Source organism: Sporosarcina contaminans, assembly GCF_042679045.1.
Classification (GTDB): domain Bacteria; phylum Bacillota; class Bacilli; order Bacillales_A; family Planococcaceae; genus Sporosarcina; species Sporosarcina contaminans.
Map to the genome: position 1 here is coordinate 1 of NZ_JBHTLT010000122.1, position 22505 is coordinate 22505.

Genomic DNA, 22505 nt, shown 5'->3' on the forward strand with positions numbered 1-22505 from the left:
TGGAACGGAAAGCGACGGTTGTCAGGGGTTCCCCATTTATTCTCCAACCAGAAAGGGACTATCACAGAAAATCAGTTTTCACTGACTTTCTGGACAGCCCCTTTTGATATTCCTTACTCTGTTTCTTTTATTGAGGTTATGATTCGTTTCAGCACCTTGTATCTATATGACAGATAGAACCGTGTCTATGTTTTAAAATGAGGATCGCTGAGAACACCATTCAATAAACAAAATAAACAGCGATCCTCTCCTCGATGAAAAGAAATAGATCACTGTTTTTAAATTACTTTCAATCATATGAGTTCCGTTGGTTGAAGTCTATATCTGCGACTCCTGTCGGGGGAGTGAAAGCCGTAACGAAGAACGGCTTTTGCGAGTAAAAGCGTAGCGTTGGGAGTACGAATGCAAAACAGATGCCTTAATTTCTACGACAATCGCAGAAGTTAAGGGAAATCAACTCTTTATGGTTCCCCGTCCCACGGAAAGCGTCAAGTCGGAACGTAAATCGACAGTTAGTGTTTAGGGCTTCATCAATTGAAGCTTTAAAGATTAAAAAAGGAATTGGAAAAAGACCGCATCGAATGCAATCAGGTCTCTTTCCATTCAAATGATTACTCTTCCTATTTATACACCGACTGTTTCTTCTTCTTTTTGATAGCGAAGGACTGGCTTCCTTGCAGCTTTCGTTTCGTCCAAGCGGCTAATAACCGTTGTATGAGGTGCTTCTTGAACAATTTCAGGGCTTTCCTCAACCTCTTTCGCGATTTGGATCATCGCATCGATAAAAGAATCCAACGTTTCTTTTGATTCTGTTTCTGTTGGCTCAATCATCATTCCTTCCTCAACATTCAGAGGGAAGTAAATTGTAGGTGGATGGAATCCAAAATCCAATAACCTCTTTGCCATATCCAACGTGCGGACACCCAATTTCTTTTGGCGTCTGCCGGATAGGACGAATTCATGCTTACAATGCTGTGGATATGGAAGATCGAAATACGGTTCCAACTTTCTCATCATATAGTTTGCATTTAATACTGCGTATTCCGTTACAGCTTTTAAACCATCAGGTCCCATCGAACGAATATACGTGTATGCGCGCAAATAAATGCCAAAGTTTCCGTAGAATGGCTTCACTCGCCCAATTGATTTAGGACGATCATACTCAAATGTATATTGGTCCTCTTTTTTGACTAATACCGGTTTTGGCAAATAAGGAGCCAATTCTTTCGTAACCCCTACCGGACCGGATCCTGGACCGCCTCCTCCATGAGGACCTGTAAACGTCTTATGCAAGTTCAGATGGACAGCATCGAATCCCATATCTCCAGGGCGCGCTTTTGCCATGACAGCATTTAAATTTGCACCGTCATAATACAACTTACCGCCGACGCCATGGACGATTTTCGCCATTTCAAGGATTTCTTCCTCAAATAAACCTAAAGTATTAGGGTTCGTTAACATGAGTGCAGCCGTTTTCGGACCAACCTTCGCTTTTAAATCTTCGATGTCGACTAATCCGTTCTCATTCGACTTCACTGTAACCGTATCAAACCCAGCTACCGCAGCAGACGCAGGGTTCGTTCCGTGAGCAGAATCGGGCACTAATACTTCTGTTCGTTCAGTTTCTCCATTGGCTTCATGAAATGCGCGAATCATCATAAGAGCAGTCCATTCGCCATGAGCTCCAGCTGCCGGTTGCAACGTTACTTCATCCATTCCCGTAATTTCGGATAGATGCTCCTGTAAATCATACATAACTTCCATTGCGCCTTGTACAGTAGATTCATCTTGCAATGGATGAACATTTGCAAAACCAGAAAAACGAGCTACCGCTTCGTTTATTTTCGGATTGTATTTCATCGTACATGAGCCTAATGGATAGAAACCTGTATCAACGCCATGGTTGCGGTTCGACAATGCTGTGTAATGACGCATAATATCTAACTCCGACACTTCAGGAAGCTCCGCGTCTTCTTGTCGCACAAAGCCGTTTGGCATTAGGTCAGATAAAGCCACCTCTGGTACATCCAATGCTGGAAGGCTGTAGCCGATCCTTCCTTCTTTTGAAAGTTCAAAAATTAAAGGTTGGTTCTCTTTATGCATGAATGGCCTCCATTTCCTGCACGAGTGCATCGATTTCTTCTTTCGTCCGCTGCTCAGTAACGGCAATAAGCACATGATTTTCAAGCTCTGGATATGTCAAGCTTAAATCATAGCCGCCGATTATTCCTTTTTTAAATAACTCGGCATTTATTTCTTTAACTGGCTTTTTGCAAGCGACAACAATCTCATTGAAATGAGCATCACTAAATTTCACGTCAAAACCTGCTTTTGCAAATGCATTTTTGGCATAATGAGCTTTGGCTATGTTTTGATATGCAATTTCTTTTACGCCATTTCTGCCTAAAGCTGTCATCGCTACAGATGCAGCAAGTGCATTTAAAGCTTGGTTCGAACAAATATTAGATGTCGCTTTATCGCGGCGAATATGTTGCTCACGGGCTTGGAGCGTTAATACATAACCTCTTCTGCCTTCTTCGTCAGTCGTTTCTCCTACCAGTCTGCCTGGCATTTTACGCATCAATTTTTTAGTCGAAGCGAAATACCCGCAATGAGGACCTCCAAATTGCTCTGGAATGCCAAATGGCTGTGCATCGCCTACTGTTATATCTGCTCCTAAAGCTCCAGGTGGTGTCAATACGCCAAGTGCAAGAGGATTAGCAGACACAATGAATAAACTGCCTTTTTCATGTGCCATTTGACCAATTTTTTGCAAGTCTTCAATTTGACCGAAGAAATTCGGATATTGAACCATTACAGCTGCTACATCTTCATTTAATAGTTGCCCTAATTTTTCAATACTGCTAACGCCGTTTTCCTGTGGAATTGTGACTACTTCCAAAAATTGGCCGGCGGCATAAGATTTAACAACATCTCGGGATTCAGGATGAATCGCTTCCGAGACTAACAGCTTCTTACGGCGCGTATGGCCAGCAGATAAAGTACCAGCTTCTGCAAGTGCTGTGCCGCCGTCATACATTGACGAGTTCGCAATTTCCATTCCTGTCAATTCACAAATCATCGTCTGGAATTCAAAAATCGCTTGCAGTTCACCTTGTGAAATTTCTGGTTGGTAAGGTGTATAAGCGGTGTAGAATTCAGATCTTGAAATGACATGATCAACAATGATCGGCTTGTAATGATCATACACACCAGCGCCCAGGAATGATGTATAGGATTTCGAGTCGGCATTTTTTGCAGCAAGGCTTGAAAGTTCTTTTAAAAGTTCAGTTTCGGATTTCGCTTCTTTAATTTTCAATTCACCTTTAAAGCGGACCTCTTCAGGAATATCCTCAAATAATTCATCAACCGTTGCGATGCCGATTGCCGACAACATTTCATCACGGTCTTTATCCGTCATTGGAATGTACCGATGCTTCATATCACATATCTCCTCTTCAGTAATTTAACGTTTATAGAAAGGTGTTGCGATAACTGTTGCCTTCAAACGACGATTACGGACTTCAACTTCAACTACTGTGCCGACTTCCGCATGCTCACTAGCTAATAATGCAAATCCGATGTTTTTCTGCAATGTTGGCGATTGCGTTCCAGTTGTCACTTCACCGACTTCTTCATCTTCGATATAAACTTTATATCCCGTGCGCGGAATTCCTTTGTCGATCATTTCCAAACCGACCAGCTTACGTGTGATGCCATTTGATTTCTGTGCAGATAGAACTTCTTTGCCGATAAAATCAGCATCTTTACCAAGTTTTACAACAAAGCCTAAATTTGCTTCTAACGGGCTAATGTCTTTTGACAGCTCCTGTCCGTATAAAGGCAAGCCAGCTTCAAAGCGCAGAGTATCACGCGCACCAAGTCCAGCAGGTACAATTCCTTCTTCTTTACCAGCTTCAAGTATAGCTGGCCATAGAGCAACAATCGCATCAGGCGAAGCGTAAAGTTCAAAACCATCTTCACCTGTATATCCAGTACGGGAAATTAGGACATCATGTCCCGCTACATTGACATGTTCTTTGAAACGGAAAAATTTAATTTCATCCAGAGGTTCGGTTGTTAACTTTTGCAAAATTTCTTGCGATTTCGGCCCTTGTAATGCCAATAATCCGTACTCGGAAGAGCGGTCATCAATATGCACGTCGCTTGCAGCGTGTTCTTTCATCCATGCAACGTCTTTATCAATATTCGATGCGTTGACGACTAATAGGTAATCATTGTCTTGGCGTTTATAAATGAGCAAATCATCGACAGTGCCGCCGTTTTCATAGCACATGACAGTATATTGGGCTTGCCCATCCTTCAATTTTGATACGTCATTTGTACAAAGTGACTGCAAAAAAGAAAGCGCCCCTTCACCTGATACAAAAACTTCTCCCATATGGGATACATCGAATAGACCTGCTTTTGTCCGGACAGCTTCGTGTTCAGCTTTAATGCTTGAAAACTGTACAGGAAGTTCCCAGCCGCCAAAGTCAATCGTCTTTCCGCCATAGGCTTTATACTGATCAAACAATGGCGTTCGCTTCAAAGTCGTTTCTGTCACCTTAAAATGCCCCCTAACGTTTATTTTTAGATAAAAAAAGACAGAAGTCCCCTAATAAGAGAACCTCTGTCCATGTACCTGAAAGTTTGACCTTACGGCTTTCCTCGTTGGTGGCCGATCATCCATCGGCGCTCTCCAGAGATGCGTCCTGAACGAGTCTTGTTACCTGAGAGATTCATAACCTTCGTTACTTGCTCCTTCGGTGACGCCTTATGCGTGCTCTCCCCATCCATTCATCCGCCATATGTAATTGAATATTAATGTGTAAGATTCGGACAATAATTGCCCTTTCACCTAACATCTTAACATTTCATTTAAGGAAGCGCAATCTTTTTTATGAATTTAGAGATTTCACGTACAAAATAATTGTTTTTTTGTGAAACGTTCGTGTTTAGGTAGTGATTTCATTATCGAACAATTTAATATGCTTATCTAAACTATCCTTTTAATCTATTAATTTGAAAAGCGACGTATTGTGAAATTTCATGAAGAGAACGATTCGTCGTCTCTACCTTAAAATGTGCACTTTCCATATAATAAGCTTTCCTTTTATTAAATAGGATTTCTAATTCTTCTCGGGTGGATTTTTGCACGATAGGCCGATTAGGATCCGTTGAGACTCTACGCCAAATATCCCGGAAGGTAGAATTCAAATAAAATACTAGCCCGGAGCTTTTCATCAATTCTCTATTTTCAGCTCGCATTGGTACACCACCCCCGGTAGCGATTATACAATACTCGTCTGGAAAGGTTTTTAGAAATTCTGTTTCAATATCCCTAAATCCTTCCTCACCATACGTTTCGAATATCTGCGGAATGGTCATACCTATCATCTTTACTATTTCGGCATCCATATCATAAAAGGGCATATTCACTAATGGAGTAAGCCGTTTTCCGACAGCGCTTTTCCCAGATCCCATAAAGCCTACCAAATAAACTTTTTTCATCTCTTCAACCGCCTTGCCTCATTATCTTCAACGTCTCTTTTTCATAATGCATTTCTATTGAATCGAATGTTCTATATAAATTACTATGCCATGAAACGATGTTGAAAAGAAAGAGGCTAACGAAAAAAAGTAAGACAATGCAAGCGGCTAGTGTGGTTCCTTTTTCATTCTGGATATATACCAATCACAAACCCCCTTTCCCTAACCTGGCCGTCAGTCATTGTAACTTGCACATTCAAAAACTCTCCCGATCGAGAAAAATGAACAGACCTAACATTTGTATACAGTGGAATATGCCCCATTCCAAAAACCGTTTTCCGAATGACCGAGCCGCTTTGACCGATTTCTATTTCTCCTCTGTCTGTTATGAAATATATCGCTCTGCCTTCTTTCGTAATATGAAACTCTTTTACGTCTGCTATATAAGATTGTAGATCAATCGCAAAAAGCTCCCATTCTACTGATGAATAATCTTGGAGTTGATTTTCAATCGGTGCTTTCCAAAAATAAAATAGGACGACGAATTGCAGAAAGATCGCCATGATCGCCAATTGAAATAACGACTCCAACAACGTATATCCCTTTTCATCCTTTAACCAATGCATCGCTCATTATCCTCGCCATGCAACTCATATGTCACACAAATTTTTTGTCCCAATACAATCCATTCAAAATTTATGCCATTTATCATTCTCACACCTTCCACTATACCGGTCGTTTCATATAAAATAGCGCTTTGATAAGCCAATTCTGCAGCGTGCATCGTATATTTTTTCTTATCTAATTGGTAAGCAAGCTTTGAGGCGAACGGAAGCAAAGTGCCAAAAATGCCTATAATCACAAAAAGCGAAAGTATTGTTTCTGGCCATGAAAAGCCTTTCTCATTGATCATGTTTAATTACCCTCCCATGCTCAAGCTGAAAAGCTAAACGAACATCCCCTCGGCTTGTCCGGAAAACAATCGAACCGGTTTTAAGTATATGTCCGTTCGGATGAAATGCCACTTCATTCAGTGAGCTGCTGCTGACGAAACGCATAGAAGGCGGAAAATCAATTGTTGCAATTTCTGTCGTGTTTGGCGCGTAAAGGGAATACGATTTTCCACTATTTCTAAATTTAATTGTTGTATGCGCTTCGTTTGCTATCGAATATGCTTGCATTTGGTGAACAGAAGAAATGAAAACCGCAATTGCTTCATCTTCAGATTGCTCCCTTATCCAACGGTCCCCGAATGGAATAATTAAAAGGATCAAAATGCTAACGATTGATAGAACAAGAAGCAGTTCCAATAGGGTGAAGCCTTTCTCTCTAAACTTATCAGTCCGTATCTCCACCTGAATCTGCTACCCCTTCCGCAGTAACCAATCCATCTGAATCAATCGTTACCGCCCTACCATCCGGACATTGAGGAAGCTCAGGCATATATTCTTCATCCATCAAATCTTCTGCAGTCGGGACAGTATGATGATCCATCCGATACGCTTCAACTTGTCCTTGCACCATCTTGACATATGCATTGCATCCCTTCTGGTCAATCGATTTCGAGTGTTTCGTCACATTCGGTATTGCAATTAGCACTAACACGGAAATAATAAGCAGGACGATCATCATCTCTATTAAAGTGAAGCCTCTATCATTCAATAGTTTCATTTATAGTCACTCCTCATATTTTGTCGATCATGCCATAAACAGGCAACAGCAATGATAAATATGCCAAAAGAATGCAAATGGCAATCAAACTAAATAGGACTGGCTGCACTAATCCCATCTTCTTAGTCAATTCAACCTCGATCATTTCAGTTAAATGTTCTCCGTAAATAATAAGTTCCTTCGGTAAATGACCGGTATTTGCGCCATGTTTTGCAAAGGTAGTTAATTCTTTATTCAACCCATACGTCAAGTCGATCGCCTTATCAAAATCGACTCCATAGATGACCAGTTCCATGATTTCCGAACCGATCGTGCTTAAAATCGGATCCACATTCTGTTCTGCAATTATTTGAAGGGCGTCTTGCATAGATATTCCCGATTGCAGTAAACTTCCTATTTCTGATGCAAAATCCCTTGTAGTTATGTTCATGAAAAAAGTTTTTAGGAAAGGCAATGACATCATAAAACGTATTTTGTTTTTCGGAAGCATTTTCCGATAGGCAATCATGCCACCTAACGTAATGATAAAAATTGCTACGCCGATCATCGTCGCTGCATCCGGAATCCTTGCCACTATAGTTGGAAGTGATGCGAATATAGTAGAAGAGTCAGTTTGCCTTGCTAAGGATAGTGCTTGCAAATTAGGAAGAAAGAAATTTCTGAACAGCAATAAAAGCATTGCCATAAAAAGAAAAAGCGCTAGTGGATAAAGAAGGAGGCCTTTTAATTTCTTCCTTCGTTGTTCTGAGTTCTTTAAACGCTCCGATAGTCCTTTTAACGCTTCGGGTAGCTGCCCATTCATTTCACCGATGACAATTGGAAGAAGCTTTGAGGATGGCAAACCTAATCTCCCTAAAATTTCAGTCACACCAAGTCCTTCGCTGAAATCCTTTTCTACTTGCAATGTCTTCTCTTCATACTGTTTTATATGATGCGGCAAAAGAAGCATCAAACCATCATAGAAAGTATATCCTTCCATTAATAAAGCGGATAAACGCGATAAAAACATTGCTTGATTGTTTAAAGATGTCTGACGACTATTCAAACGAGCAAAAAATCGACACTTCATACGTACAAACCTTCGGAAACAGTATATTTTTGAACAACGGTTTCTATTTGCATCTCTTGCGGAATTTCAACCCGTTCTCCGTGAATAATACGATCTGATACGATATTGAGCATTTCCCCTTGAATGATTTGAAAGACAGCGCTGATTTCTCCATCTGTTTTAGTGATTAAACGCTGAGAAGATATGCAAACAATTGTCTGTCTTAGCTCTTCAGGCGTTATGCCGAAATCCATTAACCGATAAAAACACCCAACAGCATCTTTAGAATGGACAGTAGTTAAAACTAAATGACCTGTCAGAGCTGCTGCCACTGCAATCTTCGCTGTTTCCGCATCTCTTATTTCCCCAATCATAATGACGTCAGGTGAGTGCCGTAAAATAGCTTTCAATCCTGTCGCATACGTCATGCCGGCCCGTTCATTTACTTGTATTTGCAACAGATGGCTATGATTGTTTTCCACCGGATCTTCAAGAGTGATAACATGCCTGTCTAATTCATTTACACAATGTGCTGTTAAAGAGTAAATAGTCGTCGTTTTACCGCTTCCTGTCGGACCTGTCATAATGAGAAGTCCTTGTCTCTTGGATGCAGCTTCTCGAAGCTGCTGCTCCCACTCATCCTCTATACATAGCTGTGAAAGAGGAACAATTTTATCATGTTTTTGTAACCGGATAACAACGCTTTCCTTCATTTGAATTGAAGGGATGGTTGACACCCGAAATGAATAATTTTCGTTTTGGAATTGTTTATGGAAAGATCCGCTTTGAGGTTTTCTTTTATCGCTTATATCTAAAGAGGAGAGAAACTTGAAAAATGAAATCATTCGGACCGATAACTGTAGGGGGAATGTATCGACCCGTACTATTTTCGCGTGTTTTTTAAAAAGAATTTCGTATCCGTTGCGAGTAGGTACAAAATGAATATCTGAGGCCTCATATTCAATCGCTTTTAATAAAAGCTTAAAACTTTTTTCTTCAATGAGATTATCCTTACGCTCCATCGAATCCCCCTTTCTACTAAACGGAAGACCGCATTCCGCCTTACTCAAAGTATAGGATGGCTCCATTAAAAATGAAAGACTTTCCACGAAGGTCGAATTTTCGTCTGCCGATATCGCTTAAAATAGAATTGTGCAAGCCGAATTTTCCTCAAATTCGTTTTTTACGTTTGAACGATTATTTTTAGAATAAATCGAAACTTTTATAAATGGAAGCCGTCTAATTTGGAAGCAGGGAGGGAGTAAGATGAAAAGGTTTTTAATTGGCATATCGCTTTTCTCATTTTTAATAATTGTAGGTTGTTCAGTAAAAGAAACGAAAAGTGAGGAACTATTGCCAGAGGGAATTCCTGAATTTGTACAGGAAAGCGATTTCGATAAGATTGATTGGAATAAAAAGGCTGTGACATTTGATCGCAATATGATCGGAAATGAAAACAAATTAGGCGTTATCGGCATGGATCAGCCTAGTTTGCATGCACAAAAATGGATGTGGCATTTATGGGGGATCGATCATTCCACAAATCCAACATTGACAGTTGTCGGTTTTCATAAAGAGACTGGTACCGTCCATCCAATTTTATCAACGGGATGGTCTATGGGCCTGAGCGGACCGAATAATGGAGCTGATGCACATACACCATCTACCGTAACAATACCAAAAGCAGGAGAGTGGGCATTTATACTGTGTATACCGACGAAAACATATTTGATATTTTGGTAACCGACATTACCGAATAACAGTATTTTCATGGAAAATGCTTGACGAACGTCAGGCATTTTTTTGAATTTTAATTCCCTCTATTCTCGCACATTCCCAATTCTGCATGCATTGTTAATTTCATCATGATGCTACTTTGCGTCATAATAATTAGCATTCTCGTTATTGATGTTTCACCCTATAACAGTGGATTTTTATTACAGTGACCGTTTTTCAGTTCAGATTGCTATTTTTAACCACTCTACATCCACCAAAACATTAAAATGCGTACTATTTTCACTAAAGGATCTCATAGTTTTGGAAAATGTCTATGCCATCTTATGTAGATAATCGATAAATTGAACAGACAAAAAGGCAATTACGTCTCAGCGTAGTTGCCTTTTTATGGAACTATACATTACAATACCGTACTCGCTTTTTCACGGATCACTTGTTGAATGCCATTTTTCTCATCCAATAAAAGGACCGTCGGTTCATGTACTTTTGCTTCCTCGTCAGACATGAAAACGTAAGAGATAATAATAACAATATCTCCGGGCTGGACAAGCCTCGCTGCCGCGCCGTTGACGCAAATAACACCGCTACCCCGTTCACCTGCAATAATATACGTTTCAAAGCGAGCTCCGTTATTGTTGTTGACGATTTGCACTTTTTCATTCGGCAATAGTCCTGCTGCATCCAATAAATCTTGATCGATTGTTATGCTTCCTACATAATTTAAATTTGCTTCTGTCACTGTTGCTCGATGCAATTTACTATTCATCATTGTTCGAAACATTTAGTTTACCCTCTTTAGTTGACATAATAATATTATCTATTAATCTCGCCTTTTCAAATTTCACCGCACAAGCGATAATGATTTCTTTGGAATGCTCCTCAATCGGCTGCAAATCAGGGAAGGATAAAATTTCCACATAATCTATTTCACCGGTCGTTTCCGAGCAAATCATTTCTTTCACCATTTGAATGGCTTCTTCTGGATGCTTTCCTTGTTCTATATATTTCGCGCCTTTCTGCAATGCCTTATAAATTGCAGGGGCTTCCTTCCTTTCAACTCCGCTTAATTTTACATTTCGTGAGCTTTTCGCCAAACCATCCTCTTCCCGAACGATCGGCACTCGGACAATCTTTGTCCGTAAATTGAAATCATGGACAAAAGATTCAATTATGGAAAGCTGCTGCGCATCTTTCATCCCGAAATAGGAACGATCCGGGTCAACGATATTAAATAGTTTCAATATAACCTTCAGCACACCATCAAAATGCCCCGGCCGTTTCGCACCACATAACACGCTTTTTTGTTCGCCAGGAAGAATGCGAATACCGCTTTCATGTGGATACATTTCATCAACAGAAGGTATGAATACAATATCTACACCTGCCGAAGCGGCTAACTGTAAATCCCGTTCTTTATCTCGCGGATAAGTTGCATAATCCTCATTCGGTCCAAACTGGGCAGGATTGACAAAAATGCTCATGACGACGAGATCATTTTCTTCCCTTGCATACTGAACTAAGGAGAGATGCCCTTCATGTAAATAGCCCATTGTCGGCACGAATCCTACGGTTTTACCTTTTCGATCGTTACGGTCCAATAGCTTGCGCATTTCCTCAATCGTTTCGATCACTTGAAGCTTTGTTTGTTTCGTTCCTTCGATATTACTTGCCACCATACATGGCCTCCAGCTCTGCTTCTTTCATCGTAAATTGGTGTTGCTCGGCAGGAAAACCTCCTGATTTCACTGCTTCCGCATAGCTTTGGAGCCCATTTCGTATCGCTGTGCCAGCATCTGCATAAGCCTCTACAAACTTCGGAATATGATGATCGCCATATTTGATCGTATCGTGAAAGACCAACACTTGACCATCTGTTTTTGCTCCAGCACCAATGCCAATCGTCGGAATAGTTATAGCTTGAGAAACTCGTTCGGCTAATTGATAAGGAATGCATTCCAACACGATCATACATGCTCCAGCAGCTTCGCAAGCTTTTGCATCTTCGATCAGCTTTTCTGCAGCCTCAGCTGTTTTCCCTTGTACTTTATAACCGCCTAGGACAGCGGCTGATTGCGGTAACAGACCTAAGTGCGCTACGACAGGAATACCTGTATCCGTCAGTAGCTGTATTTTATTAATTACATTCCCTGCCCCTTCCAACTTCAAAGCGTTTGCTCCAGTCTCTTGGAAAATACGTGTTGCTTCCTTTAGTGTTTGATCGGTCGAACCATGATAAGAACCGAAAGGCATATCGACGACTACAAACGTTTCCTTTGCCCCTCGCCGTACAGCCTTGCCATGGTGAATCATATCATCCACGGTTACAAATGCTGTAGAATCATATCCTAAAACGACCATTCCTAAAGAATCTCCGACTAAAATAACATCAATTCCTGCTTGTTCTGCTAGTTTTGCAGATGGATGATCGTACGCTGTCAGCATGACAATTTTCTCTTGTTCACGCTTCATCCTCATAAAATCAGCCGTGCTTTTCATTTCTTACCCTCTCCTTTTCTTCAATTGAGAGGAGAAAACCGAAAAACCCTTCCGTCAAAAATAGGACAGAAGGGTTGTGTGCCACAAATTCATTTATACCCATTGACCGTCTGCGATCAAATGAGTCTGGTATTATGGTTTCCTCCGTCCCTGTCTTTTACAAGATCAAGGCAGAACGTATTGAATTGCTATTATAATTGCCTACTTTTTGGTGCAGTTCAATGTGATACTGCCCATCGGTTTTACTATACCAAATCTTCATAAAGTTGTATACTGATTATTTTTTAATTTCGATATCTGCCGAGAAGATCGCTCGAACAGACCCGTCATCCATTTTTAGCTCCAAAAGCCCATCATCTGAAATACCAATTGCCGACCCTTCAATTGTTTCATTGAGCATGACGGCACGGATCCGTTTCCCTTCAATATTTGCATAGCTTTCCCATAATAACTTAATAGGACTGAAACCATGCTTTTCATACATTGTCGTATATAGTTCAAGGTAGTATAAAATTTCTGCGATCAATCTGGAGCGATCTACTACTTGACCTCCTTCCAAACGAAGCGATGTTGCAATCGACTTTAATTCGATAGGGAAATCTTCTTCAGTCTGATTAACATTCATTCCAATACCTAAGATGATCGCTTTTACTCGATCGGGATCCGCTTGCAATTCAGTTAAGATACCGGTCATTTTTTTCCCTGAAATCATTATATCATTCGGCCACTTTATCGTTGGTTCAATCCCTGTCAATTCTTCAATGGCTCGAACAATTGCAACGGCAGCTACTAAAGTCATCTGGGGCGCTTGATGTGGCATAAGTGACGGCCGAATAACGATGCTCATCCAAATGCCTTTTTGCGCCGCTGAATTCCATGGCCTTGACATTCTTCCCTTTCCTGCTGTCTGCTCTTCAGCAACAAAAAGTGTGCCGTCGTCTGCATTTGCTTGCGCAGCATCATGGGCAATGAGCTGTGTCGATGGACAGCTTTCATAATAATGAATGATCTTGCCATAGTGATCCGTTTTTAAATGCTGTTGAATATTGGCAGCATTAATTCGGTCAGGTGAGGAAAGCAATACATACCCTTTTTTTCGAATTGAAGCAATTTCATAACCTTCTTCTTCAAACTCTTTTATATACTTCCAAATCGCCGTTCTTGATAAGCCGTATTCATCCGCGAATTCCTGGCCGGATATAGGGGCCCCGTTTGCTTCGAACAGCCTTTTTAAAAGCTCATGCTTGACGTTTGAATTCACTTAGAAACCATTCCTTTAAATGCTTACTTGTATTGATGCACTGTCCATATAATACTGCCCGTTCAGCTCTATAGAGCCATTCTCCGAGCCATTTTCCACCACGTTGTCCAGTCCATTCCATTAAATCTTTTCCGTTTATACACAAATCCTCTTTAGACTGGATCGGCAATTTACCTTTCATTTCACGCAACTCTTCAATCGTCATATATTCTTTATTAGGATATAATGCATGGAAAATTCTTTCCGTTATTTGTAACACGCTTTCAGTATATTTATACAGTTGATCAGTTCCAAACTTTCCAGCCAGCCTCTCCTGAAACGCTTCTGATACTGCAGTGAGAAACTGCTTGTCCTGATTCGATAACTTATAAGCTTTAAACAGGTCCTGCGGATTGAATTTGCCTACGATCATGAAGGCAGCCCATCCATGCAATGGAGAAGAAAAAGGAGCACATGCAGACAGCATCCCTATTTCCTGTGGAAATAATGGCAGCTCGCGATGCAGATTACTTTCTACCAAAATGGTCAATGCTCTTTCTACATACTTCCCAATGAACAGTTTGTCCATTTCAGTCTTAATGCGCTCTACGGATATATGACCGATTAGTGGAGCATTATTTTTTAATGCATTCGCTGTATCTTTTTCTATTGCGAACCCTAAAGTAGAGGCAAATCGCACTGTTCGGATGATGCGCAAAGCGTCTTCTTGAAAACGATCGTCAGCATTGCCTACAGCTCGAATTAGCCTTTTCTTAATATCCTCTTGGCCACCGAACGGATCGATGCATAAACCGTCCAAAGTCAATGCTAAAGCATTCATCGTAAAATCCCTGCGTTTCAGATCTTCTTCCAAAGAACGGACAAAATGGACTTCATCCGGCCTTCGATGATCCGCATATGTACCTTCCGTTCGGTAGGTCGTTACTTCGATCGGTTCTCCATACATCATGACGAGTACAGTTCCATGCTGAATGCCAACATCGAATGTATGCGAAAAAACCTCTTTCACTTCAGTAGGCATTGCGGAAGTTGCGATATCAATATCCGATGCCTCTTTCCCTAAAAGATGATCTCTCACGGAGCCGCCGACAAAAACTGCTTCATAGCCTGCATCCATTAATTGCCTTACAACTTCCCGACTTGCAGCCGTACCGAAACTCATCGACCTTTGCCACCTGCCAATTCATAATACAAACGTTCATATTGCTGAACAATCGAATCCGAATTAAATTTTTTAAAGGCAGTATGGAACGCATTTTGCCTAAACTCCTCATGTAAATGCTCATTTTCGAGCAAAAGCAATGCTCGCTCTGCAGCTAATTGCACATCTCCTATTTCGACAAGATAGCCGTTCTTCCCATCTTCAATCACCTCAGGAATTCCGCCGATATTCGTGCCGATTGCCGGTACTCCGCATGAAAATCCTTCTAACAAAACAAGTCCAAATGCCTCTTTTTCAGATAAAAGAAACAGCACATCACTGATTGCTAATAACTCCGGCAAGTCATCACGCTTTCCAGTGAATATAATATCTTCTTGCAGTCCTTCATTTTTCACCATTTCATGTAAACCTATTAGTTCTGGGCCTGTTCCGACTAACAGTAATTTTGAACTGCAACGCTCTCTAATAATTTTAAAGCTATTGATTATGTCGCCAATTCTTTTAACGCTTCTAAAATTAGAAATATGAATGATGACTTTTTCTTCTTTTCCGATCCCTAAATCACTTTTTAAAGTCTTTGGATCGACAGGGTGGTATTTTTCTTCATCAATAAAATTATAGATCGTCAAAATTTCCTTATTCGGTTTAATTAAAGACAATGTTTCTTGACGAAGCGATTCTGAGACAGCTGTCGTTATGTCCGATTTATTTATGCCATACCGCACAGTGTTTCTCAATGTAAGGTCATGTCCCAATATCGTTACATCTGTCCCGTGGAGTGTCGTAATGACGCCGATATCTGAATTAGCCATATCTTTTGCTAACGCTGCGGAAATGGCATGAGGAACTGCGTAATGCACGTGAAGCAAGTCCAAATGCTCTTGCTCGATTACTTGAGCAATCCGATTTGCTAATGCAATGTCGTATGGCGGATACTTAAATACTGCATAGCCATCAATTTTCACCTCATGAAAATGGACATTCGGATGGACATCTAAACGAAAAGGTTTACTCGATGTAATAAAATGCACCTCATGTCCTTTTTCTGCCATCTTTTTTCCTAACTCCGTAGCGACTACACCTGATCCGCCCAACGTCGGATAACATATGACACCGACTTTTAATTTTTTCATGACCACACCTCTTTCGCCATTCAATCAATTATGCCTCTTTAATCATTCACTATAAAGAATCCTTTATAATAATTAGTCAATGACTATAGTAATTTTTCGAGACCATAAATAAGATCCGTTCTGCCGACAACATCCCGGATTGCCATCATTATGCCAGGCATAAAACTTTTCCTGTCGAATGAGTCATGACGAAGCGTCAGTAATTCCCCTTCCCCACCTAATAGCACTTGCTGATGCGCCAATAATCCCGGAAGACGGACGCTATGAATTTTCATGCCTTCTACATCAGCACCACGAGCGCCATTTAAATGCTCTTGTTCTTCAGGGTGTCCTTGAATATGCGATGGTCGCACTTGCTTAATCATATCTGCCGTTTTGACAGCTGTTCCCGAAGGTGCATCCAACTTCCGATCATGGTGCATTTCAATAATTTCTACATCGCCTAAATAACGTGCAGCTTGCTGAGCGAATTTCATCATTAAAACAGCGCCAATCGAGAAGTTTGGCGCAATCAATCCGCCAACTTTTAATTCATTGACCAAACCTTCAATATCCTTTACTTCGTCTTCTGTCAAACCTGATGTACCTACTACTGGATGTATCCCTAATAGTAATGCCTCTTTCACATTTTGAAAGACAGCATCCGGATCAGTCACATCAAGCAGAACATCCGGGGCACATTCCTCCGCCAATTTCGATAAAGAGGTATAAATCGGAATGCCCATCTCTTCATCGATAATTATTGAGTTATGTAAATACTTTCCATCATATTTATAGTCTAACGCAGCAACGACTTGTGCATCTTTAGCCTCTTCAATTGCCTGAATAGCCGTTGTGCCCATTCGTCCCCGAGCTCCAGCAATCGCTACTTTAATCATTTTTTCCATCCCCCTTTTTCGTCCATCGGTCTGCATCCCTTTTGTTGAACTTGCTCATTACAGATGCCAAGGCTTTTTGCAAATCGATACCTTCTGCATTTGCAAAACAAATCAAAACGAAAAGCAAATCCCCTGTTTCTTCTTCAAGCGATCGTACTGCTTCTGTTTTTTTCTTCTTTTTCATTCCATATACATGTTGTACTTCTCTCGAAAGCTCACCTAACTCCTCCGTGAGCCTTGCCAACAATTCCATCGGAGGAAAATACCCTTCCTCAAAACTTGATATGTACGAATGTACCTCGTCTTGTAAATCTTTTATTGTTTTAAGCGATTCCATTTGTTTCATCATCCTCCATTTGCTATCGTAACATTCACGAATCAGTTGTCAAAAATTGAAGAATCAAAGATAATAGACATGTTGTCTGTAGAAAGGTGGTTATGTTTTGCTAAAAGGAATTAAAATTAAAAACATTTTTTTCATCGTATTAGGTGCAGCCATTTTTAGTTTCGGATTAGTTCATTTTAACATTCAACATGAACTTGCCGAAGGCGGCTTCACCGGAATTACACTTATATTGCTATTTGCATTCAACTGGGATCCCGCCATTATGAACCTTCTTTTAAACATCCCGATGTTCTTAATTGGTTGGAAACTATTAGGAAGAAAAGTTTTTATCTATACAATTATTGGAACAGTTTCAGTTTCGGTCTTTTTAAAAGTATTTATGAAATATCAATATGATATCCATTTGGAAGGAGACATGTTTCTTGTCGCGCTTTTCGCCGGAATATTTATTGGAATCGGACTTGGCATCATTTTCCGGTACGGAGGCACAACTGGCGGTGTAGATATTATCGCACGTTTAGCCCATAAATACATAGGATGGAGCATGGGGAAAACGATGTTCATGTTCGATGCGATCGTCATCCTACTTTCTTGGATTGTCTATTTAGACCATCGTTCCGTCATGTATACGCTCGTTGCACTATTCGTAGGCGCTAAAGTGATCGATTTTGTCCAAGAAGGTGCGTACGCCGCTAGAGGCGCTTTTATCATCTCGGAACATCAGGATGCAATTGCTACAAAAATCGCTGCAGAAATGGAGCGTGGCGTAACTGTTTTTAAAGGCTATGGTCATTTTACAAAATCAGACCGAGAAATACTATACTGTGTCATCGGAAAAAATGAATTAATGAGACTGAAAAGTATTATTACCTCTATTGACCCTCATGCATTTGTATCGGTAAGTGAAGTACATGATGTATTAGGTGAAGGTTTTACACTCGATGAACAAAAGCAGCCTTTAGAAAAATAAATAAAAAACCGTCCTTATTGCACTATAAAATAAGGACGGTTTTTCTGTTTTAGTCTCTGTTTGTGAAAATAAGGATAAGGCGAAGCAATTCAAGAACTGCAACGGCAGTAGCCGCTACATATGTCATGGCAGCCGCGCTTAAAACTTTTTTTGCATGCGGTTCCTCTTCATTTCTAATAATGCCCAACTGAACAATTTGATTCATTGCTCTGCTTGAAGCATTGAATTCAACAGGAAGCGTAACGATTTGGAAAAGAACTCCTACAGCCATTAAAGCGATTCCAATCCCTAAGAGGGAGTTCATACTGGAGAAGATTAGTCCAATCATGATGAAGATCCAAGATGCATTTGACGTAATATTAGCGACAGGTGCTAACCTATGGCGAAAACGCAAGAAGGAGTATGCTTCTTTGTCTTGAATCGCATGTCCTACTTCATGCGCTGCTATTGCCGTTCCAGCTACGGAAGCTTCATGATAATTTTGTGGAGACAGTGCAACGATTTTTGTAATTGGATTGTAATGGTCACTTAGAAAACCTTGGCTCTCAACAACTTTCACATCATGCAAGCCATTTTGGTCCAAAATCATACGTGCAACCTCTGCTCCAGTCATTCCAGATGTGGAACGGACTTTTGAATATTTGTTATACGTACTCTTCACTTTAAACTGAGCATAAAGCGGCAGCAAAATGATGATGCCCAAATAAATCAGAAACATCTTCGTTTCCTCCCCTTTCTCTATAGTACTATTTTATATTGGACGCGGTTTTACCGCAACTTTTACGTCTAAGCATTTAAAGATTGTTTCATCTTTTTCCAAACATAGTACGCTATACTTATACAAATAATGGAGAGCCAAAATGTAAAGTAGCCAATTACATTCATGTGCTTCATCAAATCATAGTAAATAGGCATTTGTCCAAACACATAATCGATGACGTCATTATGAAGAGTCCAAATTGCCGCTATCACGATGTGTTTAAATTCAAAGCGATACATTGGAATGTATAAAATGGCCTGTATAGCCATAGCCAAATGCGAACCGATTAACATCCAGCCTTGCCAACCGATATCACCAGTTTCCGCCAATGTAAGCGAATTCATGACAACTGCCCAAAGTCCATATTTCACTAATGTGATAAGCGCAAGTGCTTCCACTAATTTGAAATTTTTATGTATGAGCCAGCCAATTAAAGCGATACAAAAAAACAAACTTGCAGTTGGACTGTCTGGAACGAAAATCCAAAAAATCGGTTCTGTACTTTTTAGCTGCCACATATACCAGTCATAGCCGTAAACGGTTCCAATGATGTTTATAAACAGCAATATCCAAAGAAAGGATTTATGCGTAAGCATAAGCCAAATGCGATGAACGAATGAAATACAGGCCAACTCCCTTCACACGTAAATAAGGTTCTACTAATATCTTCGGAAATGTCTTTACACTTTATTCAGACTACGCTTATCATTCATTAATCTCCTGCTGAAAAATGTTCTTATCGAAGTGTGTAGCTATGTAACACATCTTAATAGAAATAAAGACGGAGAAAAACAAGTTGTTTTTTCTCCGTCTGTTAAATGAATTATTTTGCCTAAAATGGCATATGGATCTTCTTATTCTCCTGATTTCAAGTTAGCAATGAATTCTGCTAAGACTTCAAGCTCTTCATCCGACCCTGTCCATTGCCCTGGAGGCATGTCGCCAATACCATTGTGGGCAATATCTTTAATTTCTTCAGCTGAAAGACCAGTATCCACTAAAGGATCTCCTAAACCACCTTGGAAGGCATCTCCGTGACAGTTAATACAAGATGATCCAGCATAAATCTGATAACCTTCAGAATTCTCATCAAACTGTGCTTCTTCAACGATTGCACCTTGAGCTTTCGCTGCTTCCCAGTCATGGTTCACAACGGATTCCCATGTCAAGTAGAAAATTGCAGCAAACGCAAGTAGCATGAAGCCTGTTGGAAGAGGTCGTTTGAATGGACGGCGCTCTTTTGATGTATCCATGAATGGTACAAGCATTAATGCACCAATCGCAAGCCCAGGGATTACGATTGCACCGATGACGTTGTATGGTCCGGATGCGAATTCATACTTCAGCAATTGATACATGAAAAGGAAATACCAGTCAGGAACCGGTATGTATGTTGTATCTGTCGGGTCAGCTTGTCTTTCAAGCGGCGACGGATGGGCAACTGTAATAATTAAATATCCAATTAGGAAAACAGCACCGATCATCCACTCTTTCAAGAGGAAGTTCGGCCAGAAAGCTTCCGTCTTACCTGGATATTCCGAGTAATCTTTCGGGACGTTTGGCATCTTGCCTTCAGCTTTGATGCGCGAGTCACCGACAAATTTCATACCTTTTCCGCGATGCATTTTGTCCCCTCCTTATTATAATTTCAGACAGTCGAACATCCACTTTCATGTGGATCTTATAGCGGTCCGGAAATACCTTGTCTTCTGATCATGATAAAGTGTGCTGCAAGCAACCCAAGCAAAGCAGCTGGTAGGAAGAATACATGAATCGCGAAGAATCGTGTTAATGTTTGAGCACCAAGGATAGTGGAGTCTCCAGCAAGCAAAATCTTAATTTGCTCACCGATAAATGGCACTGACGCAGCAATTTCGATCCCTACTTTTGTTGCGAACAACGCTTTCATATCCCATGGTAACAAGTAGCCTGTGAATCCAAGACCAAGCATTGTAACGAAGATCAATACTCCGACAACCCAGTTTAGTTCACGAGGTTTCTTATATGAGCCTGTAAAGAATACACGCAAAGTATGTAGGAACATCATAACGATAACAAGCGATGCTCCCCAGTGGTGCATCCCACGCACAATTTCTCCGAATGCTACTTCATTTTGAAGATAGTAAACGGATTTCCATGCATTTTCAATATCCGGGGTATAATACATTGTAAGGAACATGCCCGATAGAATCTGGATGACCGTTACGAAAAACGTCAAACCTCCGAAACAATAAATGAATGCAGAAAAATGATGTGCAGGGTTTACGTGCTCAGGTACTTCGTGGTCAGCGATATCACGCCAAATTGGGGTGATATCCAACCGTTCGTCAACCCAATCATAAATTTTATTTAGCACTTCGGTCGTACCCCCTTACATATTAAACTAATGTGTTTGGAACCGTTTTTCCAAGATAGACGAAGCCATCCACGATTTCGACCAAATACTCATCAAGTGGTCCCAATGGTGGAGTTCCTGCTACGTTTTTACCGTTTTTCTCATAACGTCCAGCGTGGCAAGGGCAGAAGAATTCATTCTTATGTTTATCCCCTTCCCAGTTCACCGTGCATCCAAGATGCTTACAGACAGGAGAAAGTGCGATGACCTTATCGCCTTCTTTATAGACCCAAGCAGTGTTCGATACATCGGATTTATACCATGCATCTTTCCGATCCTTAATAGTAAAGTCAACACGGACTGGAACTTCTGTCAACTCATCCACTTTTTGCGGAGTTGCAATGAAATCCCCTTCACCTTTCGGTTGCAATACCGGATCGACCGCAAAGCGGACCATTGGCATCAACATCGCTGAAGCCATAAATCCACCGACACCCATTAGTGAGTAGCTTAGGAATTGGCGTCTTGACACTTTGCTGCTCATCAGTTTCCCTCCTCTTACTCCAAAATCAGTCCAACGGACATACTATTGCTAATTGTAATTCTAGGACATATCTATGATATATCAATATTAATCTAAATTCAATCATGCTTTCCATCGATAATGGAGATTGTGAACAATTGATGAATTTTATTAGAAATCTTTATTTCTTTTCCTATTTATCGATGAATAGAACAGCATTACGTTAATTTCCTGACCATTTTTCCGTAAATGTAGGCAGTATTTGTCGCAGTTGATCTTCTAAAATGGATTGTCGCAATTGCACATCCATGCTCTCAAGAGGTATCGATGGCATCCAAACAACTTGTCCAGGAACCTCGATTGACATCCACTCCGAATCCGTTGTTATGAAGAACACGTGCTTGAACGGCGTTTCACCAAATGCCTGCAACGTTGTAGAAGCCATCGTTTTTAGATCTGTTAATGGTGTATAGGCAAATGGCGGTGCAAACATCATACGACCTTTAAATTGCATTTCAATCATTGACGTCAAATGCATGATGAATTCTGTCGATGATGCACCTGTTTTCATATTATCCGATTTCGTCTCCACTTTTACAAGCGGAACCACTAACGTATCGATATATTCTTTCTGTTGCAAGTATGTATCCATATCCTTGCCTGTCCAATTCATATCTAACCACTCTCCCCCG

Annotated in this window: 26 protein-coding genes and 1 riboswitch; of the genes, 2 read left to right on the forward strand and 24 right to left on the reverse strand. The window is 40.6% G+C overall.

The genetic code is table 11. The features are described 5' to 3' along the window. Positions 1 to 624: 624 nt before the first annotated feature. The 10 genes from gcvPB to comGA form a co-directional block, all read right to left on the reverse strand. Positions 625 to 2103, reverse strand: a complete 1479-nt coding sequence (gene gcvPB / locus ACFQ38_RS14830) for an aminomethyl-transferring glycine dehydrogenase subunit GcvPB (protein ID WP_336824640.1) — start codon at positions 2101 to 2103, stop codon at positions 625 to 627. Beyond that, positions 2096 to 3442 (reverse strand): aminomethyl-transferring glycine dehydrogenase subunit GcvPA, encoded by a 1347-nt coding sequence (gene gcvPA / locus ACFQ38_RS14835; RefSeq protein ID WP_336824641.1) that lies wholly within the window; start codon positions 3440 to 3442, stop codon positions 2096 to 2098. Before gcvPA ends, gcvPB begins: the two co-directional genes overlap by 8 nt. A 24-nt stretch (positions 3443 to 3466) precedes the next feature. Continuing rightward, a complete protein-coding gene (gene gcvT / locus ACFQ38_RS14840; RefSeq protein ID WP_336824642.1) occupies positions 3467 to 4567 on the reverse strand; it encodes a glycine cleavage system aminomethyltransferase GcvT in 1101 nt (366 codons plus the stop codon). A 144-nt stretch (positions 4568 to 4711) separates the two neighbouring features. After that, positions 4712 to 4804, reverse strand: a riboswitch (glycine riboswitch). Between the two features lie 200 nt (positions 4805 to 5004). Next, a complete protein-coding gene (locus ACFQ38_RS14845; RefSeq protein WP_336824643.1) occupies positions 5005 to 5514 on the reverse strand; it encodes a shikimate kinase in 510 nt (169 codons plus the stop codon). A 164-nt stretch (positions 5515 to 5678) separates the two neighbouring features. After that, positions 5679 to 6119: a competence type IV pilus minor pilin ComGF gene (comGF, locus tag ACFQ38_RS14850; protein WP_336824644.1), complete on the reverse strand. Its 441-nt coding sequence runs from the start codon at positions 6117 to 6119 to the stop codon at positions 5679 to 5681. Continuing rightward, positions 6107 to 6406: a hypothetical protein gene (locus ACFQ38_RS14855; RefSeq protein ID WP_336824645.1), complete on the reverse strand. Its 300-nt coding sequence runs from the start codon at positions 6404 to 6406 to the stop codon at positions 6107 to 6109. Before ACFQ38_RS14855 ends, comGF begins: the two co-directional genes overlap by 13 nt. Further along, the gene (gene comGD, locus ACFQ38_RS14860) at positions 6396 to 6848 is read right to left on the reverse strand and encodes a competence type IV pilus minor pilin ComGD (protein ID WP_336824646.1); all 453 of its coding nucleotides are present in this window, start codon (positions 6846 to 6848) and stop codon (positions 6396 to 6398) included. The genes ACFQ38_RS14855 and comGD overlap by 11 nt, the downstream gene beginning before the upstream one ends. Further along, positions 6832 to 7164 carry a competence type IV pilus major pilin ComGC gene (comGC, locus tag ACFQ38_RS14865; RefSeq protein ID WP_381481912.1) on the reverse strand — a complete coding sequence of 111 codons (333 nt, stop codon included), beginning with the start codon at positions 7162 to 7164 and terminating at the stop codon, positions 6832 to 6834. Before comGC ends, comGD begins: the two co-directional genes overlap by 17 nt. 13 nt (positions 7165 to 7177) lie before the next feature. Continuing rightward, entirely contained in the window at positions 7178 to 8233 is a 1056-nt protein-coding gene (comGB, locus tag ACFQ38_RS14870) for a competence type IV pilus assembly protein ComGB (protein ID WP_381481913.1), read from the reverse strand. Then, positions 8230 to 9234: a competence type IV pilus ATPase ComGA gene (gene comGA, locus ACFQ38_RS14875; protein ID WP_381481915.1), complete on the reverse strand. Its 1005-nt coding sequence runs from the start codon at positions 9232 to 9234 to the stop codon at positions 8230 to 8232. Before comGA ends, comGB begins: the two co-directional genes overlap by 4 nt. Before the next feature lie 244 nt (positions 9235 to 9478). On the opposite strand from comGA, the gene ACFQ38_RS14880 reads away from it, so the two are divergent. After that, positions 9479 to 9955 carry a hypothetical protein gene (locus ACFQ38_RS14880; protein WP_381481917.1) on the forward strand — a complete coding sequence of 159 codons (477 nt, stop codon included), beginning with the start codon at positions 9479 to 9481 and terminating at the stop codon, positions 9953 to 9955. Positions 9956 to 10349: 394 nt separating this feature from the next. On the opposite strand, the gene panD is transcribed toward ACFQ38_RS14880, so the two are convergent. The 8 genes from panD to ACFQ38_RS14920 all read right to left on the reverse strand — a co-directional run bounded on the left by panD (position 10350) and on the right by ACFQ38_RS14920 (position 17228). Next, a complete protein-coding gene (panD, locus tag ACFQ38_RS14885; RefSeq protein WP_381481919.1) occupies positions 10350 to 10730 on the reverse strand; it encodes an aspartate 1-decarboxylase in 381 nt (126 codons plus the stop codon). Next, the gene (panC, locus tag ACFQ38_RS14890) at positions 10708 to 11625 is read right to left on the reverse strand and encodes a pantoate--beta-alanine ligase (RefSeq protein WP_381481921.1); all 918 of its coding nucleotides are present in this window, start codon (positions 11623 to 11625) and stop codon (positions 10708 to 10710) included. The genes panD and panC overlap by 23 nt, the downstream gene beginning before the upstream one ends. Next, entirely contained in the window at positions 11612 to 12445 is an 834-nt protein-coding gene (gene panB / locus ACFQ38_RS14895; protein ID WP_381481923.1) for a 3-methyl-2-oxobutanoate hydroxymethyltransferase, read from the reverse strand. The genes panC and panB overlap by 14 nt, the downstream gene beginning before the upstream one ends. Positions 12446 to 12722: 277 nt before the next feature. Beyond that, a complete protein-coding gene (locus tag ACFQ38_RS14900; RefSeq protein WP_381481925.1) occupies positions 12723 to 13706 on the reverse strand; it encodes a biotin--[acetyl-CoA-carboxylase] ligase in 984 nt (327 codons plus the stop codon). After that, a complete protein-coding gene (locus tag ACFQ38_RS14905; protein ID WP_381481927.1) occupies positions 13684 to 14868 on the reverse strand; it encodes a CCA tRNA nucleotidyltransferase in 1185 nt (394 codons plus the stop codon). Before ACFQ38_RS14905 ends, ACFQ38_RS14900 begins: the two co-directional genes overlap by 23 nt. Next, positions 14865 to 16001, reverse strand: a complete 1137-nt coding sequence (gene bshA, locus ACFQ38_RS14910) for an N-acetyl-alpha-D-glucosaminyl L-malate synthase BshA (protein WP_381481929.1) — start codon at positions 15999 to 16001, stop codon at positions 14865 to 14867. The genes ACFQ38_RS14905 and bshA overlap by 4 nt, the downstream gene beginning before the upstream one ends. A gap of 83 nt (positions 16002 to 16084) precedes the next feature. Further along, the gene (gene dapB, locus ACFQ38_RS14915) at positions 16085 to 16879 is read right to left on the reverse strand and encodes a 4-hydroxy-tetrahydrodipicolinate reductase (protein WP_381481931.1); all 795 of its coding nucleotides are present in this window, start codon (positions 16877 to 16879) and stop codon (positions 16085 to 16087) included. Further along, positions 16872 to 17228 carry a nucleotide pyrophosphohydrolase gene (locus ACFQ38_RS14920; protein WP_381481933.1) on the reverse strand — a complete coding sequence of 119 codons (357 nt, stop codon included), beginning with the start codon at positions 17226 to 17228 and terminating at the stop codon, positions 16872 to 16874. The genes dapB and ACFQ38_RS14920 overlap by 8 nt, the downstream gene beginning before the upstream one ends. Positions 17229 to 17322: 94 nt before the next feature. Between ACFQ38_RS14920 and ACFQ38_RS14925 the strand changes: the two genes are divergently transcribed. Continuing rightward, positions 17323 to 18195, forward strand: a complete 873-nt coding sequence (locus tag ACFQ38_RS14925) for a YitT family protein (RefSeq protein WP_336824659.1) — start codon at positions 17323 to 17325, stop codon at positions 18193 to 18195. Positions 18196 to 18244: 49 nt separating this feature from the next. Here ACFQ38_RS14925 and ACFQ38_RS14930 read toward each other — a convergent pair whose 3' ends face one another. The 6 genes from ACFQ38_RS14930 to ACFQ38_RS14955 all read right to left on the reverse strand — a co-directional run bounded on the left by ACFQ38_RS14930 (position 18245) and on the right by ACFQ38_RS14955 (position 22486). After that, positions 18245 to 18913: a zinc metallopeptidase gene (locus ACFQ38_RS14930; RefSeq protein ID WP_336824660.1), complete on the reverse strand. Its 669-nt coding sequence runs from the start codon at positions 18911 to 18913 to the stop codon at positions 18245 to 18247. Positions 18914 to 18981: 68 nt separating this feature from the next. Next, positions 18982 to 19551 (reverse strand): lipoprotein heptaprenylglyceryl N-acetyltransferase LhaT, encoded by a 570-nt coding sequence (gene lhaT, locus ACFQ38_RS14935; RefSeq protein WP_381481949.1) that lies wholly within the window; start codon positions 19549 to 19551, stop codon positions 18982 to 18984. Positions 19552 to 19809: 258 nt separating this feature from the next. Beyond that, positions 19810 to 20580, reverse strand: a complete 771-nt coding sequence (locus tag ACFQ38_RS14940; RefSeq protein WP_336824662.1) for a menaquinol-cytochrome c reductase cytochrome b/c subunit — start codon at positions 20578 to 20580, stop codon at positions 19810 to 19812. Positions 20581 to 20636: 56 nt separating this feature from the next. Beyond that, positions 20637 to 21311 carry a menaquinol-cytochrome c reductase cytochrome b subunit gene (gene qcrB / locus ACFQ38_RS14945; protein WP_147059784.1) on the reverse strand — a complete coding sequence of 225 codons (675 nt, stop codon included), beginning with the start codon at positions 21309 to 21311 and terminating at the stop codon, positions 20637 to 20639. Positions 21312 to 21333: 22 nt separating this feature from the next. Continuing rightward, positions 21334 to 21837, reverse strand: coding sequence for a QcrA and Rieske domain-containing protein (locus tag ACFQ38_RS14950; protein ID WP_336824678.1), 504 nt, complete (start codon positions 21835 to 21837; stop codon positions 21334 to 21336). Between the two features lie 199 nt (positions 21838 to 22036). Further along, positions 22037 to 22486, reverse strand: a complete 450-nt coding sequence (locus ACFQ38_RS14955) for a DUF2487 family protein (RefSeq protein ID WP_336824663.1) — start codon at positions 22484 to 22486, stop codon at positions 22037 to 22039. Between the last annotated feature and the right edge of the window lie 19 nt (positions 22487 to 22505).